The sequence below is a fragment of the Clostridium sp. CS1-1 genome, from assembly GCF_056135525.1.
The window spans coordinates 1,017,052-1,042,637 of sequence record NZ_CM148680.1 but is presented as its reverse complement, the minus strand read 5'-3'; the positions used below and the strand labels follow the sequence as shown (position 1 = coordinate 1,042,637).

At 32.2% G+C, this 25,586-nt stretch carries 21 protein-coding genes; 3 read left to right on the top strand and 18 right to left on the bottom strand.

Going from position 1 to position 25,586, the window contains the following annotated elements; all coding sequences use genetic code 11:
- Positions 1-130: 130 nt before the first annotated feature.
- From trmB to AC0N0V_RS04640, 7 genes are all read right to left on the bottom strand, one after another.
- Positions 131-766 carry a tRNA (guanosine(46)-N7)-methyltransferase TrmB gene (gene trmB, locus AC0N0V_RS04670; RefSeq protein ID WP_474462422.1) on the bottom strand — a complete coding sequence of 212 codons (636 nt, stop codon included), beginning with the start codon at positions 764-766 and terminating at the stop codon, positions 131-133.
- Positions 767-1,067: 301 nt separating this feature from the next.
- Entirely contained in the window at positions 1,068-1,712 is a 645-nt protein-coding gene (locus tag AC0N0V_RS04665) for a site-2 protease family protein (RefSeq protein WP_474462421.1), read from the bottom strand.
- Positions 1,713-1,865: 153 nt separating this feature from the next.
- Complete coding sequence (locus AC0N0V_RS04660; protein ID WP_474462420.1) at positions 1,866-2,891, bottom strand: hypothetical protein; 1,026 nt, start codon at positions 2,889-2,891, stop codon at positions 1,866-1,868.
- Between the two features lie 40 nt (positions 2,892-2,931).
- Positions 2,932-3,942 carry a phosphodiester glycosidase family protein gene (locus tag AC0N0V_RS04655; RefSeq protein ID WP_474462419.1) on the bottom strand — a complete coding sequence of 337 codons (1,011 nt, stop codon included), beginning with the start codon at positions 3,940-3,942 and terminating at the stop codon, positions 2,932-2,934.
- Between the two features lie 219 nt (positions 3,943-4,161).
- Positions 4,162-5,538, bottom strand: a complete 1,377-nt coding sequence (locus AC0N0V_RS04650; RefSeq protein ID WP_474462418.1) for a PhoH family protein — start codon at positions 5,536-5,538, stop codon at positions 4,162-4,164.
- 176 nt (positions 5,539-5,714) lie between these two features.
- On the bottom strand, positions 5,715-6,809 hold the full coding sequence (gene mnmA / locus AC0N0V_RS04645; RefSeq protein WP_474462416.1) for a tRNA 2-thiouridine(34) synthase MnmA: 1,095 nt from the start codon (positions 6,807-6,809) through the stop codon (positions 5,715-5,717).
- A gap of 79 nt (positions 6,810-6,888) precedes the next feature.
- Positions 6,889-7,821 carry a metal ABC transporter substrate-binding protein gene (locus AC0N0V_RS04640; protein WP_474462415.1) on the bottom strand — a complete coding sequence of 311 codons (933 nt, stop codon included), beginning with the start codon at positions 7,819-7,821 and terminating at the stop codon, positions 6,889-6,891.
- A 335-nt stretch (positions 7,822-8,156) separates the two neighbouring features.
- Between AC0N0V_RS04640 and AC0N0V_RS04635 the strand changes: the two genes are divergently transcribed.
- The 3 genes from AC0N0V_RS04635 to AC0N0V_RS04625 all read left to right on the top strand — a co-directional run bounded on the left by AC0N0V_RS04635 (position 8,157) and on the right by AC0N0V_RS04625 (position 10,104).
- Positions 8,157-8,810 carry a metal ABC transporter ATP-binding protein gene (locus AC0N0V_RS04635; protein ID WP_474462414.1) on the top strand — a complete coding sequence of 218 codons (654 nt, stop codon included), beginning with the start codon at positions 8,157-8,159 and terminating at the stop codon, positions 8,808-8,810.
- Positions 8,811-8,974: 164 nt separating this feature from the next.
- Positions 8,975-9,766, top strand: coding sequence for a metal ABC transporter permease (locus AC0N0V_RS04630; RefSeq protein WP_474462413.1), 792 nt, complete (start codon positions 8,975-8,977; stop codon positions 9,764-9,766).
- 197 nt (positions 9,767-9,963) lie between these two features.
- Positions 9,964-10,104: a hypothetical protein gene (locus AC0N0V_RS04625; RefSeq protein ID WP_474462412.1), complete on the top strand. Its 141-nt coding sequence runs from the start codon at positions 9,964-9,966 to the stop codon at positions 10,102-10,104.
- Positions 10,105-10,200: 96 nt separating this feature from the next.
- On the opposite strand, the gene AC0N0V_RS04620 is transcribed toward AC0N0V_RS04625, so the two are convergent.
- The 11 genes from AC0N0V_RS04620 to AC0N0V_RS04570 all read right to left on the bottom strand — a co-directional run bounded on the left by AC0N0V_RS04620 (position 10,201) and on the right by AC0N0V_RS04570 (position 25,576).
- Positions 10,201-10,347 carry a hypothetical protein gene (locus tag AC0N0V_RS04620; protein ID WP_474462411.1) on the bottom strand — a complete coding sequence of 49 codons (147 nt, stop codon included), beginning with the start codon at positions 10,345-10,347 and terminating at the stop codon, positions 10,201-10,203.
- Positions 10,348-10,562: 215 nt separating this feature from the next.
- Positions 10,563-12,584, bottom strand: a complete 2,022-nt coding sequence (locus AC0N0V_RS04615; protein ID WP_474462410.1) for a cell wall-binding repeat-containing protein — start codon at positions 12,582-12,584, stop codon at positions 10,563-10,565.
- 159 nt (positions 12,585-12,743) lie between these two features.
- Positions 12,744-13,322: a DUF3793 family protein gene (locus tag AC0N0V_RS04610; RefSeq protein ID WP_474462408.1), complete on the bottom strand. Its 579-nt coding sequence runs from the start codon at positions 13,320-13,322 to the stop codon at positions 12,744-12,746.
- Between the two features lie 206 nt (positions 13,323-13,528).
- The gene (locus AC0N0V_RS04605) at positions 13,529-14,719 is read right to left on the bottom strand and encodes a GGDEF/EAL domain-containing response regulator (RefSeq protein ID WP_474462407.1); all 1,191 of its coding nucleotides are present in this window, start codon (positions 14,717-14,719) and stop codon (positions 13,529-13,531) included.
- A 39-nt stretch (positions 14,720-14,758) separates the two neighbouring features.
- Positions 14,759-15,160, bottom strand: coding sequence for a response regulator (locus AC0N0V_RS04600; RefSeq protein WP_474462405.1), 402 nt, complete (start codon positions 15,158-15,160; stop codon positions 14,759-14,761).
- A 108-nt stretch (positions 15,161-15,268) separates the two neighbouring features.
- A complete protein-coding gene (locus AC0N0V_RS04595) occupies positions 15,269-18,745 on the bottom strand; it encodes a PAS domain S-box protein (protein ID WP_474462403.1) in 3,477 nt (1,158 codons plus the stop codon).
- A 73-nt stretch (positions 18,746-18,818) separates the two neighbouring features.
- Entirely contained in the window at positions 18,819-19,853 is a 1,035-nt protein-coding gene (locus tag AC0N0V_RS04590) for a protein-glutamate methylesterase/protein-glutamine glutaminase (RefSeq protein WP_474462402.1), read from the bottom strand.
- 5 nt (positions 19,854-19,858) lie between these two features.
- Positions 19,859-20,674 (bottom strand): CheR family methyltransferase, encoded by an 816-nt coding sequence (locus AC0N0V_RS04585; protein WP_474462401.1) that lies wholly within the window; start codon positions 20,672-20,674, stop codon positions 19,859-19,861.
- 69 nt (positions 20,675-20,743) lie between these two features.
- Positions 20,744-22,873, bottom strand: a complete 2,130-nt coding sequence (locus AC0N0V_RS04580) for a HAMP domain-containing methyl-accepting chemotaxis protein (protein ID WP_474462400.1) — start codon at positions 22,871-22,873, stop codon at positions 20,744-20,746.
- Between the two features lie 28 nt (positions 22,874-22,901).
- A complete protein-coding gene (locus tag AC0N0V_RS04575; protein ID WP_474462399.1) occupies positions 22,902-23,399 on the bottom strand; it encodes a chemotaxis protein CheW in 498 nt (165 codons plus the stop codon).
- A 62-nt stretch (positions 23,400-23,461) separates the two neighbouring features.
- Positions 23,462-25,576 carry a chemotaxis protein CheW gene (locus AC0N0V_RS04570; RefSeq protein WP_474464444.1) on the bottom strand — a complete coding sequence of 705 codons (2,115 nt, stop codon included), beginning with the start codon at positions 25,574-25,576 and terminating at the stop codon, positions 23,462-23,464.
- Between the last annotated feature and the right edge of the window lie 10 nt (positions 25,577-25,586).

The following is a 25,586-nucleotide window of genomic DNA, read 5'->3' as shown; positions in this document are numbered from 1 at the left end:
AAAATCCACATCCCTGGCTTAGTTTATTCCAGAAATGTGGATTCTTTTCCTATGTTTATTCCGTTTTTTTGTCAGAACTTTTTTTTCATTGTAAGGACTCTTTTTTAAGTGTCAGAACTATTTTTGGGGGCTACAATAACTTAGCTAGCAAAAACATAGTCTTCATGCCAAGTGAAGTAAATTTCTCTTCATACTCAGTAACAACATTTCCTTGGAAATCACTCTTATGCAGGTCATAAGTCAAGTACTCCATGCTGAAACCACTCTCTTTAAAATAAACCTGTGAATCCTCAAATAGCTGAGCATCGTCTGTCTTAAACCATATTTCGCTACCTGGTTTCAAAAACTTTTTATACTCTGTTAAAAACTTTGTATGTGTAAGTCTTCTTTTGTTATGTCTTTCCTTCGGCCATGGATTACAAAAGTTTATATAAATTCTACTTACTTCATCCTTATCAAATACTTCTGATATACCAGCTATATTCATAGGGATGACCCTTCCATTTTCTAATTCAGCTTCAACTAATTTCTTTAGAGCATATATTATTACTTCATCTTTTAAATCCACACCTATATAATTTATATTAGGGTTTTGCTCGGCATGAGTTGATATAAACTTTCCTCTTCCACATCCTAGCTCTAAGTATATATCATTATTATTCTTAAATTCCTCATGCCATTTACCCTTATATTCTTTTGGATTTACTATAGTTAAAGGACTTGATTCCATCTCAGGTCTAGCCCACCATTTCTTTCTTAATCTCATGAAATTCCTCCTGATTTACAAATAAAATTCTACATTAATTATATATTTTCTACAAAATAATTATGCAGTTTAAAGTTAATATTGTCAATTATGTACTAAGAATAATTGCACAAAAATTACTGCATAAGGCAAATCGCCATTATGCAGCTTGTTAACCACTACCTGTTCAATTCTTAAATTTAGTTCTAATTTAATTTTATCTACATTAAATATATTTTCTACCAAACTTAATTAAGAATCTTTCCACAAAGAACAAAAATTAACCTTTATTGTCAACTGTTAATTTCCCATTAATTATTACTTACATCATAGCTCCAGCAATTCTTGTCAGCGCATTATATAAAAATGCTGATGGAATTCCTACAATATAATTTACTAATGGAGTTGCAATAAAAATAAGAAGTATTATAAGTTGATACCTGTAAAAAGTATCAGATATCTTGTAATAAGCAGATGGAAATAAGTCCCTTAAAACATGGAATCCATCAAGCCCTGGAATAGGTATTAGATTAAAGATAAAAAGCATACAGTTTATGCTAATTACTGCTCTAAGTATAGTAACTAATATTGCATATAGAGTAGGAGTTGAACCTAAAGCATTGTATCCAAATTTCAACAGAAGACCCATAAGTATCGCTCCAACAAAGGCTACTATTAAATTTGCAATTGGTCCTGCTATAGACACCTTTAAATCATCCTTGTATCTATTTTTAAAAGCACTTGGGTTAGTCTCTACAGGCTTTGCCCATCCAAATCCTATTACTAATATCATTATAAATCCTAATATATCTATATGTACAAACGGATTTAAGGTAAGCTTACCTTGAAACTTTGGCGTTTTATCTCCAAGTTTGTCTGCAACAAAAGCATGGGCATATTCGTGAAAAGTAAGTCCTATTAATATTGCTGGTATTATAAGAATTTTTCCTAATAACCAATTATTCAAACAAAATCATCCCTTCTTTAATCAATTCCACTAAAAGTATCTTAATTATAACAAAAGCAACACTAATACTCAACAAATGTGATGTAAATTAAGAAAACATTCACAGTTATATAAAAAGGATTAGTGACACATACTTTCACTAATCCCTTCTCTTTAGTTAAATAAAGTTTTTACAAGCTTTCCATCACTTACTGATATAGATCCACCATCATACATCTGAACAAAGTTTCCAGCGTAAAGGTATTCTTTACCACTTCCGAACTCTTTTACAACCCCTCTTAGATTATCATTTATATAAATTTTACCTTGAGGGTTAACAAATATATCCTCTTTTCCTACTGCCATTCTTAAATCTACCATCTGAAACTTACTTGGATCATCCTTTATGTTTCCATAATATATTTTAGTAACCTTATTTTCTTGAGTTTCTCCTACATAGACGTTGTCATTATCATCAACAGCTATTAATGACAGTTTTTCTACTCCATTTATAGTTATTGGATTATTTTGTCCAGTTACTAATATTCTATTGTAAGTCAAGTCCTCATATACAAGTTTATCCTCATGAGGAACTACTCTAGTTTTCCCTATTACATAAGTTTTAGTAGTAACTTTCTTCATTTCCTTCATAATATTTATCCAGTAAATACTACTTCTCTTTCCAGTACTAGTCACCTTAACATAAATTATATTAGTTAGAGGTGATGCCTGTATATCTTCAACTTCTGCCTTTTTATCTGCCCAATCTAACTCTTTTATTTCTTCTTTTACATCTTTATCTACATCGTAATAGGCTAACTTAAAATTCGAGCTTTTTTTAGATGTCTCTTTTTCTGCTATAAGCATCCTATTTCTGTCTGGAAGCCATTTATAATAAGATACTTGTATACCATCTTCAAACTCTACGTTTTTTTCTTCTCCTGTTTTCGTGTTAACCACCTTTAACACGTCTCCATCATAATAAGCTAAATACCTTGCATCAAAGGATACCCCAACATGCTTAGCATTATCTGGCACCTTAATTTCCGCATCAGGTTTTTTTGTATCATTTTTTACTATTTTTTTAGTTTCTATAGACGTATTTGTAGATAAGAAAAAATTATTAGCATAATAAAGCCCGGCAAATTGTACAGCTAGGGATATCATAATCCATAAAAATATCCTTTTAAAAATTTTCATTTCCCACTCCCCTTTAATAATTCTCCGATGACTACTCGCTCTAAGGCTTTACATATATTGCTGATGGCACTGATCTTTCACCTAAAGGATCAGAAGGATTGTTTATTACTTCACCTTCATAATACATACTTGAAGAAGAACCACCATCTAAATTCGTAGCATTAACAGCTCCATATTGAAGCATGATGTTTTGTACATCTTTTAGAGTGGCTCCAACACTTCTTGTTTGTCTTCCGTCTATAACAAGCATAAGTATAGCACCATCTTTTCTCTGACCAATTGCTGTTCTTGGAGCTATTCCCCAACCACCATCACCTGATTTAATTGTTCCTCTACCATTAACAACAATAGCTGGGCCGAAGGAAATTGCTTCTGTAACTCCAAGTTCCTTCATTTCACTTAAACTATGAGGTCCTACTAAAAGAACTCCCTTCTTAGTTAAAGCCATAACATCTACTTTTGTGCTTTCATCCTGTATATCACTAGATATAACTTTTCCATCACCCATAATTATTCCTACTGGTTTTCCTCCAGTACCTGTCCACTGACTTCCTTCAGAAGAGCTATCAACAAATCCTCCACCATTTATAGCTGCAACCGCTCCATTTCTCTTAGCTATTTGGCTTGTTAGTTCTCCCTGTTTTGGTATATCCTTGCTGTATCCTACTTTTACCCTAGTAGGATCATGTATGATTAACATATATCCTTTGAATTTTCTTCCATCACTTATATCTTCTCTTTCAATATTACTATCATGATTATTTGCAAAGTTAACAGTTACTTCATCACTATCCTGTTGGATAGTTTCTATTGAGTTTTCACTTAATATTCTACTTATTTCATCATCTGATAAAAATGCTTTGGCAATATATTGGTGACTAAGAGTTGTCATAGCCGCACCAACCACTGTCTTTTTTACATTTTCAAAAGGTCCATGAAATATTATAAGCGGAGCCGTTACCCCTGTAAAGATCACTTCAAATATTAAAAAACCTAAAAATAACTTCCAAAAGGATTTCTTTTTCTTACCTTCGGTTTTCTTTTTATCCATACGTTAAACCTTTCCTTTCTAAAACTTCATACTTCAACATTGTACAATAAATGATATATTTTTTAAATAGAAATAATTATAAATAAATCAAAAACTTTACTAATAAAAATAAAATCCTAAAATTAATCTTAATTTTTAATTACATTATACTTTAAGTTCTAAACAAAAAGCACTAAAGGCGAATAAAGTCTTTAGTGCTCAATTATTATTATATTTTAATTATAACCGCTTAGATGCTTCATACGCAAGTGGTGATCTTTCACATTCATCGTATTTTAATGTAATTTGGTAACATAATTGGCTGCCCTTCATTTTTTCGGAAGCATAACATAACCCATTTGATCTTGAATCTAAAAATGGTTGATCTATTTGATCCGGGTCACCAATTAATATAAGCTTTGTCCCTGCTCCAACTCTAGTAATTATTGATTTAACCTGTTTAGGCGTTAAGTTTTGCGCTTCATCTATAATTACCCAATTCTTAACTATAGATCTTCCTCTTAAATACGCTACAGCCTCAGTGGTTATGATTCTTCTATCAAATAACTCTCTGACTTTATCTGCCAATTCTTTCTCATTCTTATATCTTTCTTTTTCATCGGAGTCTACTAGTATCTCTAAGTTATCCATTACAGGTCTCATGAAAGGTGATATCTTCTCCTGTTCTGTTCCAGGTAAAAATCCTATATCTTCATCCATAGTAACATTAGGTCTACAAACAAGAATTCTTCTATACTGTTCAGTTCCATCTTCTATTATTTTATGAAGTCCTACTGCTAAAGAAAATAAAGTTTTGGCAGTACCAGCAGGCCCCTTAACTATCACTAGTGGTGCTTTATCCGCATCAATAAATAGTGATTCCATCATAAACTTTTGTCCTACATTTCTAGCATTTATACCTAAAGGAACTGTATCTTTATAAAATAACTGGACAACTTTTTTGCCGTCAAATCTTCCTAATGCCGTTTGTTTCGGATTTTGAAGACAATGTATTATAACAAATTGATTAATATACAGAGTTGGTTTTGTATATTCATTGGTCTCTTCAGAATAACATGACACATCATTTAGCTCAATGGATTTATTACGATAAAATTCAGCTATCTTTTCAGTAGTTGCATAAAGTTCAATCCTTCCAGTATATTGACTTTCATTTTCTGGTACAACTTTCTCATGAAAGTCTTCTACTTCTATATCAACTGTATCTGCCTTAATTCTCTCAAAGGTGTCCTTTGTAATCAAGCAAACATTTTCTCCTTGCTCTTTCAGACCCTTACATACCTGTATTATCCTGTTATCTGGTTTACTTTTATCCCATGAAGGAGGAATTTCGGTATCGTAGTGGTTCATTTCTACTCTAAGTTTCCCACCTCCAGGAAGTACAACCCCTTTGTTTAGCTTCCCTTCCCTCCTTAATTTATCAATCAACCTTGCTGCGTATCTTGCATTGGCGCCAAGATCTGATTTATCCTTTTTGAAGGTATCTAACTCTTCAAGTACCACCTCTGGAATAACTACATCATTATCCGCAAAAGTAAATATTGCTCCTGGCGAGTACAGAATAACATTGGTATCTAAAACATAGGTCTTTTTCAAAACCATTCCCCCCCTCTTCCATTAATATATTATATTCATTATTTTCCATAAATGTATTGTTTTTGCAAAATTATTTAATTTTACAAAAAATTAAACTTAAGAATAACAGATTAGTACTCTGCTATTCTTAAGCTTATTTCTATAATATTCTCTTTTTCCTTGCATAGATAAGCCAATTAGAGGTTTGATTTATCTATAGAGTCAATTGTGCCTCCTCCAAGGCATACCTCTCCCTTGTAAAATACAACCTCCTGACCAGGCGTCACGGCCTTTTGAGGCTCATCAAAACGTACTAATACTCTTTCATTACTTATTGGTGTTACAGTTACACCTTGGTCCTGCTGTCTATATCTAAACTTTGCAGTACATTTAAGTTCACCTTGTAATTCTTCTCCGCTAACCCAATTTAATTTTGTAGCCTCTAATTCATAAGAGTATAATTCTGGACTATCTTCTCCTTGAACTACATAGAGTATATTATTCTCTAGATCTTTTTCAGCCACAAACCAAGGCTCACCTGTACCTTCTCCTCCAATACCTAATCCTTTTCTCTGGCCTAAAGTATAGTACATAAGACCATCATGAGTACCTTTAATTTCTCCTCTAAAGGTTTTAATCGGACCTGGTTTAGCAGGTATATAATTACTTAAAAATTCTCTGAAGTTTCTTTCCCCAATAAAGCATATTCCCGTACTATCTTTTTTCTTAGCGGTCTGTAGCCCCGATTTAAGAGCAATCTCTCTTACCTTATCTTTAGGCATATTGCCTACCGGAAATATCGTTTTGGATAGTTGATATTGTCCTAATTGGCATAAAAAATAGGTTTGATCTTTGTTGGTATCTAATCCCCTTAAAAGTTGATACTTACCATTTTCAAATCCTACTTGTGCATAATGACCAGTCGCAATATAATCTGCTCCAAGTTTTAAGGCATAATCTAGGAACGCCTTAAATTTTATCTCTTTATTGCAAAGAACATCTGGATTCGGCGTACGTCCACTTTTGTATTCTTCCAAGAAGTAGCTGAAAACCCTATCCCAATATTCTTTCACAAAATTCACACTATAATAAGGAATTCCTATTTGGTCACATACCATTCTTACATCTTCATAATCATCAACAGCAGTACAATAGTCTTCATCATTTTTTTCATCCCAGTTTTTCATGAAGATTCCTATTACTTCATACCCCTGCTCTTTTAAAAGAAGTGCAGATACCGAGGAATCTACCCCCCCAGACATCCCTACTATAACTTTTCCCTTTGAACTCATTCTTCTTTTGCACTCCTTCCTAACATCATCTTAATAAGCCTTATAAGAATACCCTAGTCTCATAAGGCTATTTCATGCACTATTTAATACTTTCGTAAACTTTATCTAAGTTTTCCTTCATGCTTTGAATGTAATTCTTTCCATCCTCTTCACTTTCTGTAGTATATATTTTTTCTACCTTTGCATTTACTTCCTTAGCTAAGGTTTCTGAAACTTTAGGACTTGCCATATCTTCCATGAATATAACCTTAACTTCATTTTTCTTGCAGTAATCTATGAGTTCTTGCATTCTTTTAGGAGTTGGTTCTCCTTCAGCAAATACGTTCTCTACACTGTTTTGCTCAAGTCCAAAATCCCTACAGAAATAGGCAAATGCTGCGTGACCAGTGACGAAGTTTTTATTTTTAGATTCATCAAACTTTGCTTTATATTCATTTAACATACTATCTAATTTGTTTGCAAATTCATTATAGTTGCTCTCATAGTAATCCTTATTTGAAGGATCTGCCTTAACTAATGCATCCTTTATGTTTCTTGCTTCTATTTTGGCACCACTTAAACTTATCCACACATGCGGATCATATTGTCCATGCTCTTGTGAAGCCTCTTCTTCTGTATTTTTTATAGGGCTAACTCCTCTTGATGCTTCAACAACTACTAATTCCTTATTATCTGCAGCTTTAATAGTTTTATCTATCCAAGATTCCATTCCAAGACCATTATATACAAAAATCTTAGCCTTACTAACATCTGCTAAATCCTTTGGTTTAGGTTCAAAATCATGAGCCTCTGTGCCACTTGGTATTATAGTTTTAACATCAACCTTATCTTTACCAACTTCTTTTGCAAACTGTGCAAGAGCATTGAAGCTCACAACTACCTTTATCTTTCCATCCTTAGTTTCTACATTATTACTACCTTCTGCAGAAGTATTTACATTTTTGTTTCCACAAGCAGAAAGGGTCATTAATAAAAGTATGCTTATTAATGACAACATCATTTTTTTCCACATAATATTTTCCCTCCAAAAATTGTTTGTTTTGCATACTCTCGTAATCTTTACTATAGAATATATTAGATTACTATATCTCAACAAAGTAATTTACTAAAATCATCCTAAGTAATTTGGAATACTTACGTTATTCTTTAATGTATGCTATTTTTTAATTTAACAGTAAGTTATTGCAAATAATTCGCAACTAGATATATAATATTATTATACTTTAGTTTTTTTTTGTCAATGATATTTATATAGAAGTATTGTTTTAAAATTATATTACGGATATAATTTATCTATTATTATTGACAATATTGCTAAAATTATATAAGTTCGGAGGAAAATTTTTCATGATACAAATTAAAGATTTAACTTTTTCATATACAGGAAGTTCTCCTTTTGTATTGAATAAAATAAACTTAAGTATTTCAGAAGGCAGCTATGTATCTATTTTGGGTGAAAATGGCAGTGCTAAAACTACTCTTTTAAAACTTTTATTAAATCTACTTAAACCAAGTAGTGGAACAATCACTTTAGATACCAATAGAATTGGTTACGTGCCCCAAAGAGTTGAAAGCTTCAACTCACAGTTTCCAATTACTGTTTCAGAAATGCTAAAGTGCCATATGAAAGTATTAAAGCTAAAAAGTCCTAAGTCAATTCTTAATAGTCTTGACTCTGTTGGTATGGAGAGTTTTAAAAACACTCTTATTGGTGATATGTCAGGAGGTCAACAACAAAAAGTTTTTATCGCTCGTGCACTAATGGGAAATCCTAAACTTGTTGTACTAGATGAACCCTCAACTGGTATTGACGTACAAAGTCAAAGGGAGATATATAGTATAATCAAGCATCTAAATCTTCATCTTGGAATTACTGTCATAGCTGTAGAGCATAATCTAAAAGCTGCACTAGATAACTCCACCCATATATGTATGATGGAAAGTGGAACTGCAACATTATATACCATAGATGAATATAGAAAAATCATAAGAGTTTCTTAAACCTATAAGCTAATTAATTTATTCACTAAAGTTTATAATTATATTTCAATATTAACTTTAATGAATAAAATATCTAGCTGCCACAATGATTTAGGGTGATATATGGATAAAAATTTTGCCCTACAAACAACTATTAAAATAAAAACTTATTCTGGAGGAAAACAATGCTACAATACGGTTTTATGCAGAATGCAATTATTGCAGGATTATTTATTTCTATTTTATGTCCTGCCGTAGGTGTATTTCTTGTTCTTAGAAGGTATTCTATGATGGGGGATGCCTTATCACACGCGTCCTTTGCTGGAGTTGCTTTAGGTCTTATTCTGGGTTACAACCCTATAATATGTGCCTTTCTATTTACCTCTGTATCTGGGCTTTTAATTGAATTTTTAAGAGGCTATTATAAAAAGTTTGCAGAAATTATTCTCGTAATTGTAATGACTTTATCAATTGGAATAGGCATTACACTTATAAGCACAGGGCGAGCAGGAGCAAACGTGAACTCCTATTTATTTGGAAGTATCTTAACAGTATCAAAAAATGAACTTTATACAATGTTTATTTTGAGTATCATATCTGTTATTACTCTTTCAGTACTTTATAATCAATTACTTTACATAACTTTTGATGAAAGTGGCGCTAAAGTCGCAGGTATAAAGGTTAAACTCATAAACTACTTATTTGCTTTATTAGTAGGTGCAACTATTTCTGTTTCTATTAGAATTATGGGGATTCTTGTTATTTCTTCCATGATAGCAATGCCAGTAGCTGCAGCCCTTCAACTAAGAAAAGGCTTTAAAACAACATTTGCATTTTCTATAATATTTGGATTTATAGATATAATTTTAGGACTGTTTTTATCTTATTATATCAATAGCGCTCCTGGTGGAACCATTGCTATAACATCAGTAATTCTACTACTTATTGTACTTATGTTTAATAAAATTAAAAAATAATACTTATGAACTACTCAGTTACTGAAATATCATTTAACTATAAAATTATATTTACAGAGTGAATATTTAATGACTCCATGATTAATAATAATATAAATTATTAATCATGGAGTCATTATAATTATGTTAACTATATCTCATAATGAAATATAGCTAACAATTATACTGAGTATAATAGAAATGTAGGAGGTAATTTTATGAAAAGAGTTTCAAACGAGAAAATAGTAAGTAATGGAGGAAAAAAGAACCAACCTTCAGGTATATTTTTTCATGATGAAAACTTAACAACTGCTGGTAAGATAATCCAAGATGCTATTAAGGAGAGAACTAATCATTAGTTCTTAGTATATATTAACATGTTATCTTTAAACCTTCATATCACTTTAGAAACTTACTGAGGGTATAAGTATTAACTAATCTTATACCCTCATATCTTAATGTATCCTTGAATCATTTTGCAAAACTAATATTTTTTCTCCATACCTATGCTTTTTTTCTGTTTTTTCTCTATTATTAATAACTATGCCGCTACAATTTGCAATAAATGTAGCTAACAAGAGAGAGGCGATAAAATTTTTCATATTTGTCCCTCCTTGTATATATTTTTTAATTAATAATTTAAGAGTTGCTTTTAGTTTGCGCAAAAATACAGATAATACTTTATGATTATAATAGTATTAATTCCAATTAATAAACTTAAAATTTTATCTTGATATCACCAAATTTTTCCATTAAGTTGCAAAAATATAAGAGATGTTCTTTTCAGAAACACCTCTTTCAAATACATCTAAAATATCTAATTCACATTTGAACTCAAATTATTAATTTTAGAAATTAAATAATTAGTTATAATCCTATCTCCACCAAAAATACTAACATTGATACTGTTCTCTCCTGTCACATCGCTGATAGACTTGGCTGCTGTCACAAAAGCTGAATCTGATACAAGCACCAAAGGCTTTCCTTCTTTTGCTGCTGCAGCACTTCCACTTAATGAGTCTGGGAAATTAGTACCAGATGCTATAAAGACCTTGTCCACATTTTCTTTGTAAAAATAATTATTAATAGCCTTCACTGTTTCATATCTACTATCTCCGCCTAATCTTACAATACTTCCATCATCAAGTGCTGTAATTTCTTTAATTCTATTCTTAACATTTTCAGATATTACACCGGTACCTCCTACTATATAAACAGCTGATGGCTCTATTTCTTTTATATATTTTTCTATATCTTCATTTAATTTACTTGAAGATGTTAAAAGCACTGGCCACCCACTAAATCCTGCCTTAGGAGAAATACTTAAAGCATCAGCAAATGCAGAATCATTTGATATTACAACAGGGGTTCCTTTTTTAACGCCTAAACTTTCTGCAATTTTCACACTAGTTTGATTTCTGTTTAATCCGCCTACTCTTGTAATATTATCAGATAAGTATCCATTTTTCTTTAAATAGTCATCATATGAGCTGCTAACAGCACCTTCTCCACCTAATATATATACTTTTCCATTTTTATTAAGACTACTTAATATATATTCTAGAACTATTTTACTTCCATTATCCTCTGGGCTCTTGTCCACAAGAAGTAAAGGCGCATTAAATTTTTTAGCCAATGTAACTCCTGATAATCCATCTGGAAAATCATTACCGCTGGCAATAACTACTGCATCTAAACTATTTCCAAAGTTTTTTTCAGCTATTACTTTAGAAGTTTCATACCTATTTACTCCTCCAAACCTTGTAACTTCATTTATCTTGTTATGGGCACTACTTTCATCACTTACTATTTTAAAGGGAGTTATCACGGGATTAGACCAGTACCCTCTATTATTTCTAGTCTCCAAAGCAAAATAATAATTTCCTTCTACCATATCTTTTAACTCTATGGTTTTCTCAGTATTAGAAGTATTCTCAGAAACTTGAGTAACAAATTTTGATTTTCCGTCAATATCTCCTTCGTATAATCTAATTCTATAAGCTGTTTGGTAACCGCCACTTACAGTATCATCAAAAGTCCAGTTAAAATATAGACTATTATTATTTTTACCAATAGCTTGTCTATATAAAGGACTCTCTACAATGGGTTCAGCAGAATTATTTTCTATAAAATCACTGCCTATATACTTATACCTTCCAGGAACAAATGTAGAGGTCAACTCTTCTAAAGACCTATAATATTCCTTAACTTTCTCACCACTACTATCTCTATTTCCTACTGTTGCCTCTAGTGTAGTAGCTCCTATTTTTTCACCATAATCATCATAAACCCATGACTGAAAGAAAGCCACATGACTTCCCTTATCTAAAAGCACATCCATATTTTTAAGTTCATCAAAGGATATTGATGTTAAATATTGTCCTAAAGTACTAGTTGACTGTTTCCATCCAGGAATTTTATAAGAACTTTGGACAAATCCAGAACAATCTAAACCTGCAGTTCCAAGTTTATACCCACCTTCTGTTTCTACGTTTCCAGCCATAGCCCCTTTATCCATTGCGTCTAGAAAACTGCCCCATCTGGTTACAGAGCCTGTATCATTACCATCTAATCCCCCCCAGTTATAAGGTATACCAAATTCCTCGGAAGACTCTTTATCCTTTAGTTGATCAGGCAATTCAGTCCCGCTTATCACATTTCCATTTAAACCTTTTACATAATTCCATACCACATATGCCATATTATAACCTCTATTTTGCGCTTCTTGCCTTGTTATATATGACGGTGTAGATGACGCTGCATAGGTATTGTATGATAAACACATGGTAGTTAGTGCTAATGTCGCTATAAACGAAATAAACTTATTTCTCCTTTTCAATAATACGTACCTCCATAGTTAAAGCTTGTACTTATACTATAAGTGTAATGTATTAAGATGCCTAATTTCAATATGATATATATTCCTAACTTACCAGTGTCACCCATGGTTCAAATGTAGTAATTATCTATTCTTATATAAGTGACACCAGTATAACTTTTAAAGCCTCATTACTAATGAAGGTCTCACCCCTTCTAATATACATCTAATTACACTATTTTTATCACTGTCATACTTTGAAAAACTTTCCTTAGCATACTCAAGATTATTATATACTTTCCAGTAGCCACAAAGTAAACATTCTCTATCAGGCCCTTCCATAAAACACATAACTTCTTCTAGCGGAATCCCTAAAAATATTCCTATTTCATGTGGAAAACCCTCTTCAAATCTTAGCCTAAGAACTTCTAAATTTTCCTCCAAACTAAAATCTAATCTATATCCAAACTGATATAAAAATTCCATATTCGCTTCTTCATAAATTACTTCTATAAGTTTTTTTCTATTATAAAATAACAAAGTTATCGCCTTATCTCTTTTTTTTACTTCATAAAATTCTATATCCCATTCCAATAAAAATGCTCCTTCATACTTTTCCCATAAGGAACATAAATCTCCGTTATTTATACTCAATGTAATTATTGAAGATGGTTTGTGCCCTGCTAGTGTAGGCGCTATACTATATAATATCACTCCAAATAAATATTCTTTTTCATCCATAACTTTTATTTTATCCATATATTTCTCTAATAAAGATTTTATTATAATCACCATCCTTTACTTTGAATAAGTCTATTTTCTGTACTAACTAAGCAAATTATTTATATTATAGTTAAGTTATTTGCTTTAATTAAAATAAAAATCTCCCTTAGTCAGCTTTATTACTAAGAGAGATTTTTATTAAATTAATGGTTACCTGTTTCGTTTACAAAATATATAATTTTTTAGTTTTTAATCTGTTCCTTTTCAGAGCCAAGCATCATTTCAAATTCCTCGGCAGGTAGAGGCTTACTAAATAGATATCCCTGTACCCTATCACAAGCCTGTTCTCTAAGAAATAATAATTGATCATTATTTTCAACACCTTCAGCTACTATATCCAGATTAATATCATGTGCAAGACCTATTATTGCTTTTGTAATTGACTGATCATTTTTTCCAAAATGAATTTCATCAACGAAGGATTTATCTATCTTGATAGTATCTATTGGCAGCCGTTTTAAATAGTTTAAGGAAGAATACCCCGTACCAAAGTCATCTAGTGCAATTCTAATTCCCATATTCCTTAATTCTCTAAGTTTGTCAACTACCAAGTCAAGGTTATTCATTATGATACTTTCGGTAATCTCAATTTCTAACCATCTTGGTTCTAATCTTGCTTCCATAAGTACTCGTTTAATAGTAAATATAAAATCCTTATCCATCAACTGTTTTGCAGAAATATTAACAGCAATGCGTTTACATCCATATCCCTTTTCCTGCCATAACTTATTTTGCTTGCAGGCGGTTAGTAACACAAATTCTCCAATTGGTATAATCAATCCAGTTTCCTCTGCAAGTGGAATAAACTCCGTCGGTGATATCATCCCATCAATGGGATGCATCCATCGTATTAATGCCTCCATACTTACTATTTTCCCTGTTTCAATACTAATCTGAGGTTGATAAAATACTGTAAATTCATTATTTTTTATAGCACTTCTAAGCTTCTTATCTAGGTTTAGCTCTCTTACTTTCCCTCCTAATTCTTTCAGCTGGACCATACTACTAAGATCGCTTATGGCAAACTTCATTGATTCATTTATATTAGGTAAGTTGAAAATTGACATAAAATTATTAACTCCAACGCGAAAAGCCTTTACAACTTCAGCCATTTCAATTTTCTTATAAATAAGAATCACAGGAATATGAGGGCAAAGTTCTTCTCTTAAATCAATAATATCAGAATAACTTAAGCTTTTAGATTCATAATCAAATAGAATTAAATCTAAATTAAATTTTAGAAGTAATTCAGCAGCCAATTTTTTAGAACTGACATGCTGAATAACCATATTGCTACCAGACTTTTTTATTTCATTGTATATAAATTCTATATTATCTTCACAATTACTTATAAAGATGGTACGTACTTGCATATTTCTTTACTTCCTTGCGCTATATATTTTAAAAAGTTACTATAAATTTGGAAGTAACCCCAATTTATTAATAACTTCCATAAGTTTTTCTTCATCAATAGGTTTTGCTGCATATGCCTCACATCCCAAATTAAATGATCTTTTTACAGTCTCAACGTCATTAAGAGCTGTTGTCATAATAACCTTAACTCCGTTATCTTTACTGATATTTCTTTGTTTCTCTATTTCCCTTATTGTTTTTAATACCTTAATTCCATCAACTTTTGGCATCATAATATCAAGACACAAAAGGTCATAAGGTTTATCTTCATCCAGTGCCATCAAAAATGCATCTAGAGCTTCAATTCCATCTAAGGTTAAATCGCATTGTCCTAACTTTGAAAGCAATTTTAGAAGGTATTTTCTGCTTGCATAATCATCCTCTGCAATAAGTATTCTCATAAAATTTCTCCTTTACTACTTAGTGAATCTTTCAGTCTAGCGATATTCTGAAATTCATTATTAAGTTACATTATTACTGCTATCTTACTTGTACAATTTCGTTAAACTTTATATTTTATTTAATTTGAACTCTTCAATTTGTTTGCGAAGTTCTCTAAATAATTTTTCTACACTATCAATGTCCACTGTTCTTGTAGCCATCTCAATTTTAAAGGATGTATTTTTAATTCCCTTTTGACCAAGCTGTGAAGATGAGATTTTTATACGATGAGCTAATTGTTCCACCACACCAAAATCCTTACTATTTAACAATTTACCGTTACTAAATAGATACTCTAGCTGTGTCATATCATTGAATAATTCGTTAACTATCAACTGCCCGTCATCTAAAGCTACCTCTTCCTCTCCATTCATTATAAATTGATATATATTGGTATCCTGTTTAGGGTCGTCACTTTCATGTATCTTTGCTTCATATATCCTGTCGCCTACAACCTTTTCTATTGCTTCTTGCAAATTCTCCAAATCAAAAGGTTTTGAAAGATATTCATCTACACCAACTGCCATAAACTTCTCTCTATCACCTTTTAAAGCATGAGCAGAAAGTATAATGATAGGCACATGGCAATTTAATTCGTCTTCAAACTTGCGTATTAATTTAGTTGCTTCAATACCATCCATTTCTGGCATCTGCACATCCATTAGTATAGTATGAAATCTCTCTTTTTTATATAGGTCAACAGCTTCCTTACCATTGCCAACAACAATAAATTCATATCCTAAACTTTTCAACATACGACTTATAACAAGCTGATTCACATCATCGTCTTCAACTAACAATATCCGTAAAGTCTTATTCTCATTTTGTAGTTCAGATGTCATATTATGCACCTGTGTAAATTTATCACTGATATTAAACTTAACCGTAAATAAAAATCTACTGCCTATTCCTTTCTCGCTTTCAACCCAAATATTGCCTCCCATCATTTCCACAAGTTGTTTGCTGATAGCTAGCCCTAGACCTGTTCCTCCATACTTTCTCGTATAAGAACCATCGACCTGACTAAAACTTTTGAATAGAAGTCCTATCTTATCACTATCAATACCAATTCCAGTATCCTCGACGTTAAATTCCAATTCAACTGATTCATCAGTATATTTCCTACACTTAACAAGAACAGCAACTTTACCTTTCTCTGTGAATTTAACCGAATTACTGATTAAATTATTAAGTATTTGTTGTAATTTACCTTCATCACCTAACACAACCTTTGGAACATCGTCAAGTATATTATAATAAATTGAAAGCCCTTTTTTATGTGCCAGTTTTGCATAAGGCTTTACAGTTTCTTCCAGGAGATCATCTATTTTAAACTCTCTATTATATAGCTCCATTTTACCAGCTTCTATTTTAGAAAAATCTAATATGTCATTTATTACTTTCAATAGAGAATTGGCAGATGACTTGACTATATTTAAGTTTTCCTGTTGCTCAACATTCAAATCTGTCATTAGAGTTAGGTTTGTCATTCCTAAAATTCCGTTTAGCGGAGTTCGAATTTCATGACTCATATTTGCAAGAAATTCACTTTTAGCCTGATTTGCAACTTCTGCTGCATGCTTAGTCTTTCTTAACTCCTCTTCAAACTCTCTTTGTTCAGTTACATCTCTTAATATAGTGGCAAAATACCCCTCCTTAGGGCTGTAGATTGTAATTGAAAACCACTTATCTTTTCTTGGGGAATATACATTTTCAAATTTAAAACTTTCTCCGTTTAGTGCTGATTTACCACAAAATTCAATCATGGATAATAATACATCGTCTTTTTCACATATTTCTGAATAGTTCTTCCCTATCAGTGCCTCCTTCATAATTCTAGAGTAGCCTTCATATGCACTATTTACTTTGATTAAAGTAAAATCTATAGGCTTTTTATAATCGTCAACTATAATTTTGCCGTATAAGAATGGATCTATCATATTCATAAATAGTGATTTGTATTTTTTCTCATTTTCCTCTATCCGTATTTCCGCTTCTTTCCGTATTGTAATATCTCTTGATATAGATAATATTACCTCTTTTCCACCCATTACGAAACAATGAGCACTAACCTCTGCAGGTATACTCTTACCATCCTTCCTTATCTGAGAAATTTCAAATGTTAAGTGCTTTTTTTCAATTAATAGTTTAATATTATTTTCAAATTCCTCAATATCATTTGAATTATAAATGTTAGCAACGGACATCCCCAAAAGTTCCTCTCGACTGTACTGAAACCTTTCCATTGCTATATCGTTTACCTCTATAAACTTGGCACTATTAGCTTTATGACCGTCCAGTAACTGGTAAACAAATATTGCGTCATTTGCATTATTAAAGAGATTTCTATACTTTCCTTCGCTAAGTATTAGTGCTTCTTCAGCCTTTTTTTTATCATTTACATCATAGCCTGTTCCTATATAGCCTTCAAATACACCATCTTCATTATAGTAAGGATTACTCTTCATCAAAATCCAATGATATGTTCCATTATACCTTCTAATTCGACATTGTAATTCAAACGGATCTCTATCATTGGATTTTTTTAAATAAGTCACCCAGCAATAGTCTCTGTCCTCTGGATGAATTATATTCCAAAAGACATTCTGAATCTCCTCAACCGACACAATACCTGTGTATTTCAAGAATGTCTTGTTAAAATAACCAAGCTTACCATCAACGTTTAACATCCATATAAACGTAGGAAAGTTTTCAAATAGCGTTGTATAAAAACTTGCAGATTTCTTTATGTCTTCCTGAAGTTGACGAATTCTCGTAATATCACGAAATACTATGACAACTCCAATAGTAACATTATTATTTTTAATGGGAGCACTACTTGCAGATACATATTTTTTTAAACCGTCCTTACAAATCATCCTAGTGTAATCTTTTAATCCAATAGAAGTGTCTAAGTCTAATGTCATATTAAATGGGCTTTCTAATATTTGTCCATTCTTACCCATGAGGACAAATATGCTATCCAAGTGTTTTCCTATAACCTCCTTACTTGTGTATCCTGTAAGTTTTTCAGCTGCTGTGTTAAAGATGATGATTCTACCTTCCAAATCTAAAGAAATTACACCATCTCCTATACTTGAAAGTGTAACTGCAATCTGATTATTTTCTTCCACTAATCTCTGTCTTACTAGTTTATTTTCTAATCTAATCTTTGTTTCCTTAAGTTCACGTTTAATAACAAATTCTAGCTTTCCGATATTATCTATTTCAATATAATCATGACACCCATTTTGCATTAATTCCACAGCTGAGTCATCAAACTCTTTATCTGTCACTACTATAAAAGGAAGATTAAGTTTGTATTCATTCATAACTTGTAACGCAGCTAACGACGTGAACCCATAGCAGCAATAATTTGATATTATAATATCCCATTCACTTTCTTCAAGCTTTCTTCTCATTTCTGTCTCATTTGTAATCCAGTCGGTTGCTAGTTCATAATCAAGACTTTCAAGATATTCAGTTACTAATTTAATAGTTAAATCTAGGCTACCTACAAATAATACCCTTAGGACCTTTCTCATTTATGCACTAACCTCCTTATTAAATCAAATATTTGTATTAATTTTTTTAACTTCTTAATTTCTATTTATAAATTCATCTTATCTTTAACATCGAATATATTAATTGGGGTATTCTTTCAAGAGATGTCTGTTTTTCAACTGCACCAATACTAAACGCCATTCTCGGCATACCATAAACGACGGAAGATTTTTCATCCTGCCCAATTGTTCTTGCACCCTTTTTCCTCATAGAAAGTAATCCTTTAGCACCATCATATCCCATTCCTGTCAAAATGACACCTATAGCATTACTACCAACTTCCTTTGCAACAGATTCAAAAAGCATATCAACAGAAGGGCAGTGCCCATTTACTTTATCTCCATGAAAACATTCAATTCGATACATACCCCCTATTTTTCTAAGCTTCATATGTTGATCTCCAGGTGCTATTAGAACATGTCCTGGAGTAACTATATCTCCTGTTTGAGCTTCTTTTACCTTAAGGGAGGTAGTATTATTGAGTCTTTCTGCAAACATACGAGAGAATATAGGGGGTATATGCTGTACTATTACAATACCTGGTATATTTTCAGAAAATGACTTCAATATCTTGTAAATAGCCTCTGTTCCTCCAGTAGATGACCCAATTGCGATTATCTTATTGTCAATTGCATCACTTTTTTCACCCACGATTCTTTGAACTTCACCAACATGTCTTTTAAGAGACATATTAGCCATTGATACAATTTTAATTTTAAGAATTAGTTCATCTATAAATGTCTCTACGCTTTTTACCGACTGTACATCAGGTTTTGCAACAAAGTCAACAGCTCCTGCATTAATCGCATCAAATACAGCTTCACTTACAGTGCTTACAACAACCACCGGTAGAGAATATTGCGGTAATAACCTTCTTATAAACTCTATGCCGTTCATCTTAGGCATTTCAACATCACATAGCATAACATCAGGCTCATATTTTAAAATCTTGTCTCTTGCATCGAATGGGTCTACAGCTTTTGCCACAACCTCAATTATAGGGTCTGTGGACACCCCTCTTGACAAAACTTCTCTAAAGACAAGACTGTCGTCTACAACTAAAACCTTAATTTTTCTGCCTGTAATCATAACTTTTATTCCTTTCTGTAGACGGATGGCATAATGTATTTAAACCTTGTTCTATCACTATTAAGTGACTCCGAATGTCCAATAAAGAGATATCCTCCATACTCCAAGGAATCATAGAATTTATTCACTAGATCTAATTTTGTTTTATTATCAAAGTATATCATTACGTTTCTACAAAATATCACATGAAATTTCTTTTTAAATGGAAAAACTTTATCCATTAAATTAAATCTTCTATATATAACCTCATCTCTTATCCTATCAACAAGAATGCTATTTTCACTATCAAATTTTTTAAAATAATTTAATCTCCAGTTTACAGGGAGTGTTGCAATCTCTACATTACTATATTCACCCTTAACTGCCATGTTTAAAACCTTGCTTGAAATATCAGTTGCCAGTACTTTTGAGTCCCACCACTTTTTATCAGGACCGAAAAACTCATCTATAATCATTGTAAGGGTATATGCCTCCTCACCAGTGGAACACCCTGCACTCCAGATGCGGAGATCCTTATCTTTTACGGTACTTTCAAGATATGGTAAAACCTTATCTCTAAAGAAATAAAAATGATCGACTTCTCTCATAAAAAAGGTATGATTAGTTGTAATTTTGTCAATCAAATTTATAATAGCATCACCAGTTTTATCAGAAATCATATAATTATAGTATTCCGAAAAATTATTAAAATTCTTTTGAGCAAGAACACTCTGAAGTCTTCCCGTTACAAGTGCCTTCTTATGATTTCCTAAATTGATACCGTAGTGAATTTTAATAAAGTCTGCTAATTGAACATACTCTTTCTCTGAAATATCTATCATCTAAATCACCTGCATATTTTTAGTATCAAGGAGAGCCTTTTTAAGACTCTCCTTATTCCAATATCTATCTTAATATTTTCCGAATTCTTCATCACTTAATGCAATTCTAGTTTTGGTAACAGCAGCTTCTGCTATAGCTTCATTAACATCCCTTGTATTATTCCTTTTTCTTTCTGCCATGTTTTCTAACATTCTGAGTACATTAGGATTTAACTCTTCAAGTTTATTAATATTTGAATTACCTCTTTTTAACTTGAACCTTCCAACCATTTGTTTTAAAGTTTTAGCTTGTCCAGATAATTCCTCACTAGCTGCAGCACTTTCTTCAGAAGTAGCAGAATTAGCCTGTACAACTTGTGATACTTGAGTAATCCCCTGATTAATCTGTGCTATTCCAGAAGCCTGTTCATTAGAAGCAGATGCAATTTCACCAACTAATGTTGCTACCTTCGAAGCAGTCTGAACAATTCCATTTAAAGAATTTGCAGTTTCATTAGCTATTTTTGTACCACCTTCTGCTTTTTTTATAGAACTTTCAATAAGTGCTGTAGTTTCTTTTGCAGCATCTGCTGAACGTGCCGCAAGATTTCTTACTTCCTCTGCTACCACTGCAAAGCCTTTACCATGCTGACCTGCCCTTGCAGCTTCAACTGCAGCATTTAAAGCAAGAATATTAGTTTGGAATGCTATTTCATCAATTACTTTTATTATTTTTGATATACTTCCTGCAGATTCGTTAATATCATCCATGGCATTTAACATTTCTTTCATCTGATTATTACCAAGTACCGCATCATCTTTTGCGCTCAATGATAATTCATTTGCTTGATTTGCATTTACTGCATTCTGTTTCGTTTGAGCTGCAATTTCTTCTATAGAAGCAGTTAACTCTTCGATTGAACTTGCCTGTTCTGTTGAACCTTGTGATAATGATTGGGCAGAATCTGAAACCTGATTTGCACCTGAAGCCACTTGCTGTGCAGCATTATTAATATCACTTAAAACTTCATTTAAAGCCTGTATTATCTGATTTAGTGAATCCTTTATCTCCACAAAGTCTCCCATATAATCCTTTGTTATACTTACATTTAGGTTACCTCCTGCCATTTCAGTCAATACTTCAGAGATTTCACTTACATAACCAGCAAGACTAGTAACAGTATCATTAACAGCATGCTTAATCTGCGCATGATCACCTTTATAATTTCCTTTTACGCTAACCTTTAGATCTCCCTTTGCTACTTTTTCAAGAACAGCTGCTGATTCCTTTATAGGTTCTGTTACAGCATCTAATATACTGTTTATTCCTGCCAGAATTTCACGGTAGCCACCTTCAAACCTATTTTCATTTCCACGAACACTTAAATTTCCTTCGGAAGATGCCTTTATTAATTCTCCTTGTTCAGCCACCAAGTCATGTAAAACCTTAGTCATCTTGCTAAAGGATGCCATAAGTTCCCCAATTTCATCTTTTGTATTAGACTCTACATTTACATTTAAATCACCTAAGGCAAGCTTTTCTGCCACATCGACCATTTTTTTAACTGGATTACTAATAATCCTTGATATGAAAATACCAAGAGCAATTGCAATAGCTACACCTATTGCGATTATAATTAGCATTATTATTTCAGTTGACTTTGCCACTGATGTATTACTATCTGAAGCTGCTTTTGCTAAGTCCGTCTTTAATTTTGTTAGGTTGTCAATAGCCGTTTGCATATTATTAGCTATTGGTACTCCATCACTATATATGCTATCTGTCACCTGCTGTTCTTGATTTGCTAACACAAGAGTTACTTGCTTATCTCTAAATTGTCTAAATGAGTCAGTTGATTTTTTTAAATCATTAAGATTTTTAAGTACCTGGGCATCCTTTGCTCCATTTTCAAAGTGCGCTATACTATTATCTATAGATTTATCTAAATCTTTAAATTTATTTATGTTATCCTGTCTTTTACCAGGATCTTTTAATATTAATAAATCTCTCAATATTGTTCTTTCCATCTGATAGTCACCGATTATATTTGCTAAATCAGGCATTGTGGCAGTATGTCGCTCATACATATCTGTATCTAAGTTATTAATTTTGCTAACATTTATAATTCCTATAGCGCCTACTATACCAGCAATTATTGCAACAGTTATAAAACCAATTAAAAGCTTTGTGGCAATTTTCATATTATAAAACCATTTCATTTTAATATTCCCCCTCTAATCACTTTTTCTAAAATGTATTGCTTAAATCTACAATTTCATTTTCCGTAAGCAGCTTTTCACAATCAAGAATAAGTTTCACGTCACTCCCAACTTTACCTATCCCTTTTATATATCTGTTTTGAAAACCTTTGCTTACTGTAGGTGGTGGAACTATATTTTGCTCTTGTATGGAGAGCACCTCTGAAACACTATCAATAATTAGTCCTATAGATATATCTTTAATATCAATCACAATTACACAGGTTCTGTCATTGTACTCTCTTTGCTCTTTTTTAAATCGAAGTCTTACATCCATTACTGGAATAATTTTGCCTCTTAAATTAATAATTCCTTTTACATACTCTGGCAATTGTGGAACTTCCGTTATAGGCTGGATTCCTATAATTTCTGTAACATATTTAATCTCTATTCCATAAAACTCATTTCCAAGTGAAAAAGTAAGAAACTTCCCCTTTTGGGTATCCTCCTCCTGCTCTAGTAAATCTTCCTCTACCAACTTTTCCATTACACTTTCCCCTCCAATCACTGTGGCATAATTCATATTGCAGCCACTTATGCTTATCAAAACTATGGGTTGATTAATGCTGCAATATCCAGTATGAGGCTAATACTACCATCTCCTAGCAGTGTACAGCCTGCCACTCCCTTTACTTTTTTAATGTATTTGGGCAGTGGTTTTACAACAACTTCCTGCTCTCCTAGCAAAGAATCACAGAATAAACATAAAGTTCCTGACTCCGACTCCATCATAACTATAATCCCATCTTGCAACTTCGTTATATGCGTTTGCACCCTAAAATATTCGTGTAATCTTAAAATGGGATAACATTCTCCTCTTATCATAATCATTTCATTACTCTCAGGATTAATAATTATCTCATTTTCTTTGATTCTGAAAAACTCCTTTATTGATGGAGTAGGTACAGTATATCTAGCATTGCCGACAGATATGTTAATACCATCAATAATAGCCATAGTTAACGGTATCTTAAGAGATATAGTAGTCCCTTTTCCTTGTATACTGTCAATCAGTATGCTGCCTCCAATATTTTTAATATTCTTGGCCACCACATCCATCCCAACACCACGACCTGAATATTCAGTAACTGAATCATTTGTTGAAAAACCAGGTAGCAATATAAGTGAGTAGATGTCTTTATCCTTCAATTCCTCTAATGACTTAGTTACAAGACCATGTTCTTTTGCTTTACTATAGATTTTTAACTTGTCTAGGCCTCTACCATCATCCTTGACGGTTATCCATACATCTCCACCAGCATTTTTTGCTTCTAATATTATTTGTGATTTTTCACTTTTACCTGATGCTATCCTTTCTTCTTGAGACTCAATACCGTGGTCTATGGCGTTTCTTACTAAGTGCATTAAAGGATCAGATATTTGTTCAATAATGTTTTTATCAACTTCCGTTTCTTCCCCCAATAATTGAAGTTCTACCTGTTTGCCAAGCTTCTTTGTCATATCCCTTACAATTCTATTCATCTTCTGAAATGTATTAGAAAGAGGTATCATTCTTATTGACATAACTATATCCTGAAGCTCACTTGTAATTTTGTTTAATTGCCTTGCAGCCTTGTAGAAGTTATCTAATTGAAGATTTTTTAATTCCGGGTTTTGAGTTACCATAGCTTCTGAAATTACCAATTCACCTACTAGATTCAGAAGTTTGTCTAATTTCTCCACACTGACATTAATCATACTTTGACTTACGTGATTAAATGCCTCCTGCTTATCTGTTTCAATTATATTTATAGCATCTTTGTTAGGTGTATCTTTATCAATTGAACTGGTGCCTACTCCAATTGCATCTATAGCAAGTTGTTCGCTTTGAGGTACTTTAGAACTTAATTTATTACGTAACATCTCAATTTTCTCATTATCATCGATTATCTCAACTTCCAATTCCCTTAAGAAAATCGTGTTTTCAAAAAAAGTTCTTATCTCATTAATATTGTTATTCGATTCGAATATAATGTTGAATCCCTCTTCTCGAATTATCTTGTCGCTGTCATCATTTTCAACTATGTCTTCTGGATAGTATTCTATTGAGCTTGCCATTTGCTTAAGGTTGTGTATGACTGTAAATGCCCTTATATTTTCCATCTCACACCCTATCTCAAATCGTATCAATGCATGGTAAATATTTTTTTGTGGATCTATCTGTGGCTTTACCTGTGGAATATAGTATTTTTGCTGTTCTTCCACCTCATTAACCTCATAATTAGAAACAGTTAAATCCCTTTCAATTTCTTTTGAAGGTTTTATATTATTAAGTAAGTTACTTATTTCCGATATAAGTTGAGACGAATCTCCATCAGATTCAAGCCCACTATCAAGTTTACCAGCTTCACATCTGATAAAATCAACACACTTTAATACTATATCTGCGAGCTCCGAGTAACCTACGGATATTTCTTTTTCTTCTCTGATGTAAAAAAACAAGTCTTCAATTGAATGTGCTAAAGCGGAAATATTATTAAATAGCATCATAGCGGATGATCCTTTGATTGTATGCATAATCCTAAAGATTTCATTTATAGTAGACTTAGAAAATTCAGATATCTTTTCACTATTTAATATTGCTACTTCAAGTTGTTCTATTAACTGGAAGGTTTCAAAGATAAACATATCCAGCATTGGTTCTCTATTAGAATTATTACTCACCAACCCCATC